The following is a 15,012-nucleotide window of genomic DNA, read 5'->3' as shown; positions in this document are numbered from 1 at the left end:
AAAGCTAATAGTTTTAGAAATCAAGCTAATTAGCATAATATCTCTTAATTGAAGGGATATGGAGCCGCAGAAATAAATGAAGACACGGCAGTATGCGCAAAAATCAATCTTCGATCTGGAAGCAATCTTCGAGCAGTCCAGCAACAATGTTAGCGAACTTGAACAGTTGTTGAGCGAGCTGACCTTTCGCAACACTGCCAGGGCGCGGACGCTGACGGCTAAAATCGAGCAATCTCTATTTGCACTAAGCGGCCACAGCGTGGTCGCCATGTCGGCTTCCAGCCCATCAACACACCATCCCGATTCGGTGTCCATTCAATCTTCTCGAGTTGTGCCCCACAATTCGCCTGCTGCGGAAGAGCAACTTCAACTGAAGGCCATCCCAGACTCTGCCATACGAGAGCAATTCGACAAAGACCAAATCGACCTTGGTCCGATCCCGTCTTTTTCTCCATCAGGTAAGGCGAATGATGCGCGAGCAATACTGGCAGCATGGACAGCCCTCGAAGCACTGTCGCCTCAAGCTTATAAACGCCCAGAGGATATGGCAACCGGCGACCGCTCTAGGGTTGCTCTATTGGAGCGAGGTGTTCCATGGGGACCAAATGCCCGCAGCAAGCCCAGTTATAAGCTTTATTTCGAGGTCGTCCTCGGCTCCATCGCTCTCGACAAGGCGACGGACGAGCTGGTCAAGGTTTTTGGCGAGGATGAGGAGCGTTCACGCCCGGACGGTAAGAAAGCGGCCATCGGCTCGATCCTGATCGACAAAGAAGGCTTTGTGCTTGAGGACAAAGGCGTTGCCGTGTCCAGTTTTGCCTGGGCACTCAAGCCGGCTCTCGATCTGAAGCTTGGGAGTTTAGGGAATTGGCCGAATGTTGAGCCGCGCATTATCGAGCATCTGGATCGAATGGTTCGCCACCACAACAAAGATGGAGAACCCATACCGATCGATCTGAATGTTGTTCATAACGCTTATAAATGGCTTGTATCGCAGTTCAGTGTACCCGAGCATTTGGTTGAGCCACCCACATTCGCGATTAAGGTGTTTCATCATTTCAAGGCTAAGGCGCCGCCTGAACCTTCGTTACTGAATTCCTTCTATCTTGAAGATCTCGGTGAAGCAACCAAATTGCTCGAGACGGGCAAAGCCGGAACCGGTTTGCGCCGCTACATGGGAATTGGAAGACCTGACCAGAAAATCGACGTGCTATCGCCCATTTCCGCAGTTGAGCCGTTCGTCGCACCGTCGCTCATGCCGCAGGCTCGTTGGCCTTCGAAAGGCGGCCATCCACTGGTGCTGCTTCAACAGGCTGCCGTGAATGCGGCGCGTGCTGAGCTGAATGATGCTCCAGGTATCATCGGCGTCAATGGGCCTCCGGGAACCGGAAAGACCACTCTTCTCCGGGATATCGTCGTTGGATGCATTCTCGATCGGGCCACGGCGATGTCCGGCTTCAACAAACCGCAGGATGCCTTTTCCACAACAGGCGAGAAGCTGGCATTCGGTTCCAATGCATTCCTGCACTTCTACAAGTTACATGCATCCTTGAAGGGCCATGAGATCGTCGTAGCCTCCTCCAATAACAAAGCGGTCGAAAACGTCAGTAAAGAGCTTCCTCTCAAGGAAGCCAATGGTCGCCATGAACAGATCGCCTACTTCCGGTCCATCAGCGATCTGATTGCGAATCCCAAACGCGCCGGCTATTTCGAAGCCGAGGCCGAGGGGGGCATCCCCTCCGACACTGTCGAAACCTGGGGGTTGATCGCCGCAGCTCTCGGCAAGAGCAGCAACCGAGGCGCGTTTCAGCAAGGTTTCTGGTGGAATGAAGACGGTGGTTTCCTTACCTACCTGAAAGCAGCTCGCGGCATAAATGTCATGCGTGAGCTCAAGGACGAGCGAACTGGCGAAACCATCGATCGCGTGATGCCCAGCGTGGTTGTCAATGAGCGGCCCAGCACCAACGAAGCGGATGCTGCTGCGGCCTGGCAGAAAGCGCGAACCGCCTTTCTTAAACTTAAGGAGACGGTAGACGCCGAAATCGCCAGCATCGAAGAGATGCGACGGGATATCCAGGCGCTCAAGGGAGCGATCACCGAACTTCAAAGAGCTGAACAGCGTCGACCGAGTCTGAATGAAGCCGTCGAAGAGGCACACAAGACTGCTGAATCCTGCCAACGAGAGCATGAGAAGGCAAAATCGCAGATCGAGCAGGACAAGATCATGCTCGACAGCCATCTTGCTTGCCGTCCAGGTTTCTTCTCCCGTTTGTTTGCGACTGCGGCCTGGAAGTCGTGGAGATCGACACTGCAGAAGCTCTCGGCGACCTTGCAGCAATCAGTCATACGGGCGCAGGGGACGGACGGTGCCCTAGAGCTTGCAAGGGCTGAGTGGGGCAATACTGAGTCCCAGTTACAGCAACTCGACCAGGAAATTTCCAGCAAATGTCAGGCTGTCTCGGAATTGAAGGCAACCGAGGCACAGGCACGAAACCGTATGGGAGACAGGGTCGTTGATGCGAGGTTCTTCGAGCTCGAGCACGAGGCTATCCACCTCACTGCACCCTGGCTTCCCGATGAGGTTCATCGCCTGCGGGAGGATCTTTTCGCCGCTGCCCTGACTGTGCATAAAACGTTCATCGATGCTTCGGCCAGCCGCTTGCAACACAATCTTGGGTTATTGATGTCAGGCATGGTAGCTGGTGCCTTCCAGTCTTCCGCTCACCGTGAACTTCTCCCCGACCTTTGGTCAAGCCTTTTCGTGGTTGTGCCGACCGTGTCCACGACATTCGCCTCTGTTCGGACGATGTTCGGGGATCTGCCACCAGAGAGCATTGGTTGGCTTCTGGTAGATGAAGCGGGCCAAGCCGTTCCTCAGGCAGCAGTTGGAGCTATCATGCGGGCAAAGCGCTCCATCGTGGTAGGTGACCCGTTGCAAATCCCACCTGTAGTTTCACTTCCTGAAAAGCTGAACGCCGAAATCTGCAAGTTCTTTGACATTGACCAAGTCGAATGGTCTGCCCCCGCAGCATCTACGCAGACCCTTGCTGATCAGGCATCGCGCTTCAAATCCACCTTCGTCATGGACGTAGGTGATCGAGAAGTCGGGCTGCCATTGCTCGTTCACAGGCGTTGCCAGAACCCAATGTTTGATGTTTCTAACTCCATCGCCTATGCCGGGCAGATGGTCCATGCTGTCGGGCCTAAAAAACCCGGATCTATCGGCTCGGCTTTGGGGAGATCTCACTGGGTGGATATCAATGGCGATGCTGAGACGAAGTGGTGTCCCGACGAGGGCGAAGCGGTTGTGCGAATGCTCAAAGAGCTGGCAGCATCGGGCATTACAAATCCGGACGTATTTATCATCACACCATTCAAGATCGTAGAGCAGAACATGCGTCGGCGTCTCGACAGTGAAACTGATCTGCTGCGAACGTTCGGCGTAAAGCTGGATGAATGGTGCCGTGATCGTGTAGGCACAATCCACACGTTCCAGGGCCGAGAGGCGGACACGGTAATCCTGTTGCTGGGTGCGCCGAAAGCGAGTCAGCAAAGGGCACGTCAGTGGGCGGCAAGCCCACCAAACATAATCAATGTAGCCGTCTCACGCGCCAAGCAAAACCTGTATGTGGTCGGCTCGGCTGCTGCATGGGCAGGGGCGGGAACTAGCCTTCAGGTCCTGCATCGGCAATTGGCGAAATCAGCCTAACAATCTCCGAGGTGGCCCTCATTATTGAGGGCTCATCGCGACTCATTTTTGGCTAACTTCAGTAATGGGCTGGCCGCTATGTGTTAAAATCTGACATTGCTCACATAATAGTCAAGCAGTCACTTTTCACCGCCCATCCAAGCTTGATAATTCTTACCGCTCCCCTTATATCCACACTGAGGAATAACCTCTGACATGGCTAAGGAGTATGATTATGGGGCTTAAACCTGGTCCAAAACCAATCGCAAAATCAACAGGAAAACCCGATCAACGCAGACGTGATAATAAGGATACACCCGGCAATACCCCAGGACTGAAACCAAGCAAATCAACTGGGAAGTAATCGTTTAAGGGTATGGAGAATTCATCTATACCCTTATCTCATCAAATCAGTCTGCTTTAGCCCGTTTAGTGCCAAAAGCAGACCTTCCGTCTAACCCAATAACGTTAAATTTTGAGTGCCTGGTCAACTAAAAAATTATAAATAATCTTAAAGAAGTCATAACGGTTCAAAAGCTGGCTGGATGTCGGTTAAACCCGTGGCGATTCACTAAGGCCCGGGATTACCCGGACCTTGTAGTAAAGTTACACCCGATTATGCGACCTTATCTTTCAGTTCAGCCTGCTGATTAAGCTCCTCCGGCGTTTTGAGGAAAGGTGTAAGCACGCCACTGAGGATATATAAACCGGCATAGATGCCTAGAACACCACCTGCGCCAAGAGATGAATAGAACAATGCTGTAATAGCGGGAGCGATGAAGGCTCCCAGGCCTGCACCAAGGTTCAGTACTGACATAGCGGCTCCTTTACTGTCCGGGGCAAGCATCGGAAATAACGCTGACAAAGGAACATAGCCCGCCATGGTCACGCCGCAAAGGCAAAGTACAAATGCCATCACATAGAAATTATGACCCAGTACCTGGGGGACCGCCCACACCAGAATGAGAACAGCGGCATAACCAAATCCCCCGACCCACATAATGGTTTTCCGCCAGCCAAATTTGTCACCAAAGAACCCAAAGAACAGATTGGCAAAAATAGCCACCAGGAATACTGCAGACCACATATGCAGCCACTCTGTTTTACTGTAGCCATAACTGATCAGGTACAGAGGCAGGAAGGTGGCCAGCCCGTACTGCGCGATACCGTTTACGGATTTCACCACCAGGCCCATCGCGATGACCGGCCGCTGCAGAATGGTGATCCCTTTCAGTAATTCACCCGCGCTGAATGGGTGAATTTCTGAAGCAGGAACAACATCACGGTTGACCCAGATCCCGAGAACAGACCCGACCAGGACAAACAGTAAGCCGACCCAGAGCACGTGGATCTCACCCAGCACCGGTAACGCCATCGAAGAGAAGAAGGGCCCAATCACACTCAGCCCTAATGAGAACGTAAACCAGAACCAGCCAACTGCAGTCGCCCTGCGCGCAACAGGCGTGCTGTAGTTAATCCATATCAGGAATGAGTAAGCGAACAGAGGATATCCAATCCCGCGTAATGCGTAGAAAGGAAGCATCCACGCCATTTCCATGTGTTTAAGGCCAACACTGATAAAACCGATACTGCCAATGATAAAGGTTACCAGACCGTAAAACATGACTTTACGCGGGCCTAGCGTCTGAACCAGAACGCCAGTAACCCAGGCTGCCAGCGTAACAGTAACACCATACGCGGTGATCAGGTAGGATGCCTGTGCAACAGACAGCCCCTTCTCTACAAGCCAGATTGAGATCCACGCCTGCTCAACACCATCGCCAATCATAAAGATGGTCAGGCCGATATATCCCCATAATAAATTCCTGGGTAACCCTATCTTTTCAAACATATTTCCCTCCAGTGTCAGACACTGACTGGTCGCGGATACGAGGTAAGGTTCGGGTTGTTTTAATTATTCGGCGATCATTTTCAGTAACATACCCTGTACTTTCAGGGCGTCCTGGCTTTGGATCATTTGCTCAATTTCAGGAATGCTGAGACGGTCAATAAAGTCAGACAGTGCTTTATACATACGGATATTCTGAGCGCACTCCGCGACCGGATCTTCGCGGCTCGGGAAGGTATCGAAATAAATCAGGCCACTAAAACCAACGCGTTTCGCGTAGTAGATATATTCCAGAGTCTGGAGGAGATGTACGGAACCCAGCATCAGGCCATCATCGAAATGACCGTAGCCGTCATTAAGATGGAAACCGACGAGGCGGTTTTTACGAGCTGACTGGAACAGGGAGAAGGCCGGATTTTCCTTCTTCATTATCATATGGCAGAAATCGAGGGTGATACCCAGATTGTCACTGCCAACATCATCAATCAACATCAAGGTTGAGGAAACATCCCCAATAAAGGAGAAAGTACGCGGCTCATAAGGTTTGTATTCAAAGCTGAACTGCATATCCCCATGTGCCTGGGTCACGATGCGTAAGGCATCAACGAGCAGCTCATACGCGCGGAAGTAATCTTGCTGGAACGGGTAATCATAGCCGTCATATCCAAACCATAAGGTGACGGTATTGCCCTCGAGAAATTTACACATCTCAGCGGCTTCCAGCGTCGTCTCAATGGCTTTACTGCGCAACGCAGGATTCGGGTTGGTAAACTCGCCATCAATAAAGTCTTTATTGTAGCGCAGCGCAATACCACCTACCTGCAGACCATTATCAGCAATACATTTTTTAATCAGTTCTTTATCCTGGCCAATAAAATGCTCAGGATAGTTAAGTTCGATATGTGTTAATCCTTCCACACTACCCATACGGGTAATGAGATCACACGTATCCATTTTGTTTTTCGCATCGAATAGTTCAGGTCTTGAACGGAAAGAATTAATTCGGGAGGAAAATTTCATTGCAGTCACCTTGTTTTGTATTCCAGGTGTTTTTATAAGATTGAATTTCATCTCAGTAAATAGAAGCGGGAAAATATTACTGCAAATAAATAAAATTATACCGCTCAGACATAAAAACTTCATTTCCAGTAAAATCATTTAAAATCAACGCATTAAAATTTAATTTTACTGACTGTAAAATTTCATACCAATTAACCAGATGAATATTTTACTGAGAGTAAAATACATTAGTAAAGTATTTTATAGGATGTGACCCAGATAACATTTCATATCATTTTGTCGTGCTAATTTCGTTTTCACATTTACAGGAGGGGTTATGCACAGCAGGCTGAAGGGTAATGAAGTATTTTTACTTGCGAGAACGCTGGCTCCTGAACTAGGTAAAAAAGAGAGAGCTATCGCCCGCTTTATAGATGATAACCCTCAGTCCCTGGCACGTATGTCAATCACAGAAATTGCTAATTATTTGAAGGTTAGCGTATCGAGTATAACCAAAGTCTCCAAAAAACTGGGATTTACCGGGTTTCATGATTTGAAGTTAAGCGTCTCTAATAACATGAACGCCGTTGAAAACACTGTTGACATTCCGGTTGTTCCCGATTCGGAAAAGTATGTTGAAAGTGTTCTTGAAAGTACTTTTCTTAATTCTGTTCTTGCCCTGCAAGAATCGTTAAATGTCATTGATTGTGCCGTCATCAAATCGGTTGCATATCTATTCATTAATAAGCCTGAAGAAGCCAGAATATTTATTGCTGGCTGTGGCGGTTCAAGTGCAATCTGTGATGATTTCAATCATAAGCTACTAAAAATTGGTATCTTCTCATCAGTATTTAGTGATAGTCATAAACAGCTGATGACTGCATCGCTGATGCGGCAAGGTGATATTCTTCTGGCCGTGTCCCACTCCGGACAAACGTCGGATATTATCCAGATGGTAAATATGGCAAATGAGAGCGGCGCAGAAACGATTTGTTTAACTAATTATCCGAACAGTCCGCTTAGCCTTATTGCCCGACATTCAATTATTTCGGCAGTAAAAAATAACCCGATCACGGGCGAGAATGCTACCACCCGAATAGTACATCTGAATATTCTTGACGCTATTTTTACCATTATTGCCAGTAAAACCAGTGACAAAAGTAAAAATAGCTTACTCAGCACCAGAAATGCGGTAGCGTCCAAGCGTACCGCCAGTTAAAGGTTGAAAAGATGAAAAGTGATGTAGTCGTTATTGGTAGTCTGAACTATGACATTCTAGTCCAGCAGGATCGGCTTCCGGAACTGGGCGAAACATTTACTGGCAATGAGTTAATGCTCATGCCAGGTGGGAAGGGGGCTAATCAGGCGGTGCAGTGTTCTAGACTTGGACTGAACGTCAGCATGGTTGGGTGTGTCGGAAATGACATTTATGGTAGCGAGCTGATCAACTCTTTACGTGAGAATAATGTATCGGTAGAGAATGTAAACAAGCGGGGTACCACCACAGGTATCGGTATCGTCCAGATCCTTGAATCAGGTGACTACTGCAGCACCATTATCAAAGGCGCTAATTACCTTATCAGTGAAGATGACATCACTGAGTCACTCTTCGAAGGACAGCCACTGGTTATTCTTCAGTCAGAAATTCCGGCCCCCGTTGTTGAGTATATTATCGGCGTTGCCAGCACCCACCATTGCCGCATTATCCTTAATAACGCCCCGGCACGGGATGTCTCCGCCCACGCCCTGAGTCTGGTGGACTACCTGGTTGTTAATGAGACAGAAGCCGCCTTCATGAGCGGTGCCGATGTATCTTCGATTGATGACGCTCATTCTTGTGCAACCGGACTGCATAAACGAGTGAAGGGACAGGTAATCATTACCCTCGGTGAAAAAGGGGCGGTATTGTCCCAGGAACATGGCACTCGACATTTCCCGGCTGTATTCTGTCCGGATGTTGTTGATACCACCGGTGCCGGCGATTCATTTATTGGAGGTATTGCCTACTGCATTGTTAATGGTTTTTCGCTGACGGACGGAATCCCCTTTGCTGCTGAAATTAGCTCTTGTTCAATACAGAAATATGGCGGGCAAAACTCTTTTCCCATGCTACCGGACGTTTCTCATGCCCTTAAAAACTCCAGCTTGTTAGATTAAGTAAAATCTATCCACCGTTATCAATGAAGGGCAATGAAATTGCTCGCCTGATAAAGATTTTTCGAATCAAGAAGCCATGACCACAGAGATATTTTATCCTTGTGGTCTTTTTCATATGTAAGCGTACAGCGAGGGCCGTATTGACGGTGATGTGTTATTCAGTTGGCAGTGCTATGCGCCAGGGAAGCAGTTCACTGACCCGGTTGACCGGCCAGTCAGCTATGACGCCAAGCACATGGCGAAGGTAGCTTTCTGGATCCACGCCGTTCAGTTTGCACGTCCCGATCAGGCTGTACAGCAGCGCTCCCCGCTCACCACCATGGTCAGAGCCGAAGAACAGGAAGTTTTTACGACCCAGACTGACCGTCCGCAGGGCATTTTCAGCGATATTATTGTCTGCTTCGGCCCATCCATCGTCCGCATAGTACGTCAGTGCCGGCCACTGGTTAAGTGCGTACGCGAACGCTTTCGCCAGCTCTGAGTGTCGTGACAGCGTTTTCATCTTTTCACGCAACCAGCTTTCCAGGGATTTCAGCAGCGGTTTCGTTTTTCGCTGACGTTCAGCAAGCCGCTGCTCCGCCAGCATTCCCCTTATATCCGCCTCGATGGCATACAACCCACCGATACGTTTCAGGGCTTCTTCCGTCAGTGCTGATGGGGTGCGGACGTGCACATCGTGGATCTTTCGGCGGGCATGAGCCCAGCAGGCGGCTTCCGTTATCCGGCCATTGCGGTACAGCTCGTTGAACCCGGCGTACGCATCCGCCTGCAGCACACCGCTGAAGCCGGCAAGATGGGCCTGCGGATGGATGCCTTTTCTGTCCGGGCTGTAGGCGAACCAGACCGCTGGCGCCAGCGCTGACCCGGCGTTGCGGTCGTCACGAACATACGTCCACAACCGTCCGGTCTTCGTCTTCTTATTGCCCGGCAACAGCACCTGGACCGGGGTGTCATCGGCATGGAGTTTACCGTCGGTCAGGACATAACCCTGAAGCGCCTCTTCCAGCGGGGACAGCAGCCGGCAACATGCATCCACCCAGCCCGACAGCAGTGAGCGGCTCAGCTCCACACCCTGCCGGTCGTATATTTCTGACTGGCGATATAGCGGCGTGTGCTCTGCATACTTCGATGTCAGCACGCGGGCCAGCAACCCAGGTCCGGCGATCCCCCGCTCGATGGGCCGCGAAGGCGCCGGGGCCTGCACGATGGCATCGCACTGAGTACAGGCATGTTTTTCCCGCACCGTCCGGATAACCCGGAAGGCGCTGCGCATCAGCTCCAGCTGTTCGGCGGTATTTTCACCCAGATAGCTCAGTGAACCGCCGCAGTCAGGGCAGCACGACTCCGGAGGCAGCAGTCGCTTTTCGTCACGGGGGAGTGATTCAGGGAACGGCTTACGGGTACGTGTCTGACGCAACGGGCGCTGGACTGCCGGGTCATCCACCCGACCGGTCAGCGTATCACTCTCTTTCTGAAGCGCCTTCAGATCGGCTTCCATTTGTGCGATACGACGGGAGACTTTTTCGGAACGACTGCCGAAGTTCATCCGGCGGAGCTTATCCAGCTGAGCCTGCAGATGGTCTATTTCACGCTCCCGGTCCTCCAGCTTTTCCTGAAGGGCGTGGATCAGCGCTTCCTGTTCGGCAAGCCGCTGTTTCAGCAGAAGGATGTCGTCAGAAGAGGTGTCGTTCATAAGCCCTCATTTTACCAGGCTTATTCTGCAACAACCAGGATAAAGAGATTTACAACATGGTCAGGGATGTCAGCAACCGTTTAGGTTGTCGCCAGTCGATACCTTCCATCAGCATCGCCAGCTGTGCCGGGGTCAGGAACACTTTGCCATCACGGGCAGAGGGCCAGGCGAAGCGACCTCGCTCCAGCCGTTTGGTCAGCAGGCACAACCCGTCGCCGGTGGACCACAGTAGTTTTACCTGACTGCCGCTGCGCCCCCGGAAGATGAAGACATGGCCGGACATAGGGTCATCTTTCAGCGTCGTCTGCACCTTTGCGGCGAGACCATTGAAGCCGTTGCGCATGTCGGTGATACCAGCAACCAGCCATATTTTGGTGCCTGTTGGTAACGGGATCACCGTTTGAGCTCCTGTATCAGCAGGGTCAGGAGCTTTTCGCTGACAGTGCCATTGAGGCGGAGCGTTCCGTGCCGGAACGTTACCTCACAGCTGATACTGAGGGTTTCCGGGTTCTCTGCGAGTGGCACTGACTGTACGGCAGCGGCATCGAGAGTCACAGGAAGTAGCTGAGGGCTCTCTGAAGAAGGTAACAGCAGCTTTCCCTCGCGCCATTGTTGGCGCCATTTGAACAACAGATTAGCGTTAATGCCATTTTCAAGGGCAAGTTTTGAGATGGATATTCCGGGTTCGCAAGAGGCAGCAACGAGTTGCTGTTTAAACTCAGGAGAATAATTAGGGCAGCCTTTACGTCTGCCGGGAGTCATATTTTTCTGCATATCTGACACTTTGGTTCCCACTACTTATTTGGTGGACACCACTTTGTCGGATGCTTCAGATTATGACCAGACGGTTCACGCTGTACGCTTACTTTCATATTAGCGCTCCCTCAGATTGCCTACTCAAAGCGGACACTTTATTTGTAGGAGAGCAGAGTTACCTCTGGCAAGCTTGCTGTATGTATTGCGGGCATCTGTTTAAACTGGACGATGTCCGCTCATCGCTCAAAGCAGACCTTATGACCTCGATTTCTGGCAGATCCGAGCCAAGAGCAAAAATTGATATCCTCAATCGGCCTCATGCTTAAGGGGAACATCTCCCCCCTTTTTATGTAACCAGTTTACTGAAGATGTTCTTTCAGCCAGGTACACGCGCCTTCAATGTCATACGCTTTTTCCCCAAATCCTTTCGCAAGCAGAAACTCTGGTAAATATTCATCATATTTATCTAAGTACTTTTCTGGAACATTTACAGCAAGATCAAACGCTGAGGGCAAGCCTGACAGCAGCAGGCCTTTAAGGGCCTGTTGAACAGAAGTGATACTTGAGCCGTCAATTTCTATAACTCCAGCCAATGAATTAGCTTTAAAGCCACAACGTATGAGCAAGGCTGTAATCGTATTGACAACCTTATCTCCCATCCATGGGAGGATGTAACAGTATTGGCCGCTCGTAAGAAAATACTCATTTTGCAGGTTATAACTCTGGAAGTTACGACTGCCTTCCGCAAATAGGCTTCTGGCGGCAGAATCGGCATAATCTACTCTCTTGCTACCTATTGCTATGCGGTAATCACCTTCCCTATAGATAGCGAGCATTTCCTGACGAACGGCATCATGAACAGACATTCCCCCCCCACTAAATTGTGGTGGCTGACCGCCTTTGGTCGCCTCTACATAGATAACTTTTTTCTCTGTCTCGATCTCTGTCACTCTCCAGCGCCGCCCACCGAAGATGATGTGTTGATCTGGTAGCAGTGGGGAGTCCACAGGCACTGTTCCAAGGGTTCTGTTTCCGGTGACAATGCGGAACTCTTCTGGTGTGTTGAACACGGCATAAAACGTGTAATGGTTAGTCAGTTTCTCCCCCTCTGCCCCAACAACCATTTCTCCACTAGCGAGTTGAGTGAGCAGGCCACATGCCCCCATATGTTTAAGCAGGCTTTTGAAATCGCCTATATCCACATTACGGAACGGGCCTGTTTGACATAGCTGTGACCAGAGTTGATCGGCACGAACTCCGCCCCATTGCGCGGTAATTGCAAGAATCTGGTGTAGCAGCGTGGAGTAATGCATCTGCTGGGAATCGGCAGGCTCAAACCATTGTTTAGAGATCATCAATCTGATCATTGCCATCGACTGGACCAAATGCAGCCGTAGGTGGTCAACGATACTGCTAGTCACAGTGAGCTCATTTTCTGTAATTAGCATTCTTAGAACTGATGGGGAGTCGCGTCGCCCAGAACGTCCCATACGCTGACGCAGACTGGAAACAGTATGCGGAGGCGTAACTTGGATAACCGACTTAACCTTACCGATATCAATTCCCAACTCAAGCGTCATTGTACAAACAGCTGTTGTGGGCAAATTTCCTTTCTGAAGACGAGTTTCAAGCGCTTCCCGCAATTCCTTGGCAAGGGAACCATGGTGGGGAAAGAATTCATTGGGAACAATATGTTCCTCACACATGTCGCTCAGCGTTGCCGCAATGCTTTCAGTGCGCTTTCGGCTGTTTGCAAAGACCAAATGAGAATCGCCACGGCAAAGTCTAAAAATGTCAGCGCAAACGTCATGTTCAGCAGAACTCTGAAGTTCTTCCTCATTTTGGATCACTCGCTCCAGGTATCCTTTGACCTGTACCTGAAGAGTGGCCGTGCTATTACTATCTGTAACAGTTACGCAGGGGAGTCGTTTGTCCGGGCGCAACATTTCGGGCACTTTCTCCAGTTCCCCCAGCGTGGCACTCAATGCAACGCGGGGAATTGGATTTACCTGGCGACCTAGCACATGGTCAATTCTATTGAGCAGAGAAAGCAGCTGTACACCACGCTCTGAGCCAATAAAAGCATGAAACTCATCAATAACGATGTATGCGATTGAAGAAAACGCCTGTTTGAGCCAGCCCATTGAATTTATGAGCAAAGACTCAAGTGACTCAGGTGTAATCAGTAAAATGCCCACAGGGTTAGTCCGAGCCTTCTTCTTTATGCTTTGTGGTACATCCCCGTGCCAGGGAGTCACTGGCATTTCCAATGCATCTCCAAGGCTCTCAAGACGACGGTACTGATCGTTAATCAATGCCTTCAACGGGCTGATATAGACGATGCTAAATCCATTAGTGAGATCTGCAACTGCCGAACAGGCAGGAAGAAAAAAAGCCTCTGTTTTACCCGCTGCTGTGCCTGCACTGATTAGCACGTCTCGATCACGGGCTAAAATTGCCGGGATAGAACTCTCCTGCAAGGGCCTTAATGTTGACCACCCCTGCTTGTAAATCCACTTACGGACGCGGGGATCGAGACTATCATAGGCACTGCTCATAATTTGAAGTTCGCCAGTCCGTCATCGTCATCGCTTTCCTCTATAATGGCGTCATCCATTTCGCTGGGCCTGTCCTCTTCAATCGCCACACCCTCGATTAATGTTTGCCAGTTCATCGTTCTGTTTTGATCCAGCACGGCCAGCATGTCCAGGAAACCTTTTATGGTATTACGGGGGGTACGGAAGTAAGCGTCTCCAATGGTTTTACTACAGTGATGCAGAAATCCAGTCAGTGCCTCATCTGGAACCAGATAATTCTCTGGATCTCCGCCTGCATAAACATGACGAAGATTTCTCAGTAAAATATACAGTTCCTCAGGGGTGAGGCTGGCAAGATGCAAAGTGGGAGACGAGTAGTCAATCACTCCTGCTTTTTGCGCGAACCGATTTTCCGCCAGACGTGATTGGAGCGCCTCATAGCTGTAAAGACCTTTGCGTGGATCGAAAAGGAGCTCTGGCGTCCCCCCGAGGATAAAACCAATATTCTCGGCTGAACCTTGCAGGCAGTCATTCAGGATCCGCAAAATCTGTTCGTAGTTCGCTGTTCTTGCTTGCGTATTATTCAGTTTAAAGAGGTTCACCATTTCGTCGAGGCTGACCAAAAGACCGGCATAGCCTGCCTGGCGGACAAAAAGGCTCATCAGTTTCAAAGAGTCATAGAATGAAGCGTCTGAGATAATAGTCCGAACGTCGAGATCGTTACGGGCATCAGTTTTAGTGGTGTACTCTCCCCGCAACCAGCGAATAGCATTGGATTTTAGTGTTTCGTTATCCTGCTCATGCCCGCGCCAGAATGAATCAATGACCTTAGCAAAGTCATATCCGCCGACCATATCTGATAGTGCTGCCAAGCGTTTATGAATAACTGATGAAACCTCGGAGCCGTCCTTGTCAGCTTCCTTCCTTGCCTCCGTAACGAATCTTTCAACAACGCTAAGTAACGCATTACCATCCGGCTTGTTTCTGGTGGACATGTTTTTCATAAGCTCTGAGTAGAGATTACGAGCCTGACCTCCCGATGAGTGAATGCGTCTGTCAGGAGAAAGGTCTGCACTGACTGACACCAGCTTCTTCTCTAGCGCAATAGAGCGCACAACACTCAGAAAGAACGTTTTACCAGAACCATATTCACCGATGATAAGTCTGAAGCTTGCACCACCGTCAGCAATCCTCTCAATATCCTGGTGGAGAGCAGTGATTTCATTCACGCGGCCAACCTGGATATGCTGAATGCCTATCCTTGGCGTTACGCCTGACTTAAGTGACTGAATAATAGCGTCACGTTCTTTCACTCTTATACGTGTTACAGACATTC

10 protein-coding genes are annotated in these 15,012 nt (G+C 50.0%); 3 read left to right on the top strand and 7 right to left on the bottom strand.

Translation table 11 applies throughout. From position 1 onward, the window contains the following. The first annotated feature begins 76 nt into the window (after positions 1–76). The gene (locus BH714_RS22730) at positions 77–3,706 is read left to right on the top strand and encodes a DEAD/DEAH box helicase (protein WP_040018982.1); all 3,630 of its coding nucleotides are present in this window, start codon (positions 77–79) and stop codon (positions 3,704–3,706) included. A 595-nt stretch (positions 3,707–4,301) separates the two neighbouring features. On the opposite strand, the gene BH714_RS22720 is transcribed toward BH714_RS22730, so the two are convergent. Together BH714_RS22720 and BH714_RS22715 are read right to left on the bottom strand one after the other, a co-directional pair. Further along, a complete protein-coding gene (locus tag BH714_RS22720) occupies positions 4,302–5,537 on the bottom strand; it encodes an MFS transporter (RefSeq protein WP_004180195.1) in 1,236 nt (411 codons plus the stop codon). Between the two features lie 63 nt (positions 5,538–5,600). Beyond that, positions 5,601–6,554: a sugar phosphate isomerase/epimerase family protein gene (locus BH714_RS22715; RefSeq protein ID WP_040018981.1), complete on the bottom strand. Its 954-nt coding sequence runs from the start codon at positions 6,552–6,554 to the stop codon at positions 5,601–5,603. A gap of 316 nt (positions 6,555–6,870) precedes the next feature. On the opposite strand from BH714_RS22715, the gene BH714_RS22710 reads away from it, so the two are divergent. Both BH714_RS22710 and BH714_RS22705 read left to right on the top strand, forming a co-directional pair. Continuing rightward, the gene (locus BH714_RS22710) at positions 6,871–7,752 is read left to right on the top strand and encodes an SIS domain-containing protein (RefSeq protein WP_040018980.1); all 882 of its coding nucleotides are present in this window, start codon (positions 6,871–6,873) and stop codon (positions 7,750–7,752) included. Between the two features lie 11 nt (positions 7,753–7,763). Then, a complete protein-coding gene (locus BH714_RS22705) occupies positions 7,764–8,690 on the top strand; it encodes a ribokinase (RefSeq protein WP_040018979.1) in 927 nt (308 codons plus the stop codon). A gap of 154 nt (positions 8,691–8,844) precedes the next feature. Here the strand turns inward: BH714_RS22705 and tnpC are convergent, their stop codons facing one another. The 5 genes from tnpC to BH714_RS22680 all read right to left on the bottom strand — a co-directional run bounded on the left by tnpC (position 8,845) and on the right by BH714_RS22680 (position 15,010). Next, positions 8,845–10,383 carry an IS66 family transposase gene (tnpC, locus tag BH714_RS22700; RefSeq protein ID WP_040018978.1) on the bottom strand — a complete coding sequence of 513 codons (1,539 nt, stop codon included), beginning with the start codon at positions 10,381–10,383 and terminating at the stop codon, positions 8,845–8,847. A 49-nt stretch (positions 10,384–10,432) separates the two neighbouring features. After that, positions 10,433–10,780, bottom strand: coding sequence for an IS66 family insertion sequence element accessory protein TnpB (gene tnpB / locus BH714_RS22695; RefSeq protein WP_040018977.1), 348 nt, complete (start codon positions 10,778–10,780; stop codon positions 10,433–10,435). After that, entirely contained in the window at positions 10,777–11,157 is a 381-nt protein-coding gene (gene tnpA, locus BH714_RS22690; protein WP_080765221.1) for an IS66-like element accessory protein TnpA, read from the bottom strand. The genes tnpB and tnpA overlap by 4 nt, the downstream gene beginning before the upstream one ends. A 341-nt stretch (positions 11,158–11,498) precedes the next feature. Next, positions 11,499–13,697 (bottom strand): DEAD/DEAH box helicase, encoded by a 2,199-nt coding sequence (locus BH714_RS22685; protein ID WP_040018975.1) that lies wholly within the window; start codon positions 13,695–13,697, stop codon positions 11,499–11,501. Next, positions 13,694–15,010 (bottom strand): ATP-binding protein, encoded by a 1,317-nt coding sequence (locus BH714_RS22680; RefSeq protein ID WP_040018974.1) that lies wholly within the window; start codon positions 15,008–15,010, stop codon positions 13,694–13,696. The genes BH714_RS22685 and BH714_RS22680 overlap by 4 nt, the downstream gene beginning before the upstream one ends. Positions 15,011–15,012: the final 2 nt, after the last annotated feature.

This window comes from Enterobacter ludwigii, assembly GCF_001750725.1.
Classification (GTDB): Bacteria; Pseudomonadota; Gammaproteobacteria; order Enterobacterales; family Enterobacteriaceae; genus Enterobacter; species Enterobacter ludwigii.
The sequence above is the reverse complement of the archived record's forward strand: the minus strand, read 5'-3'. Positions and strand labels throughout refer to the sequence as shown.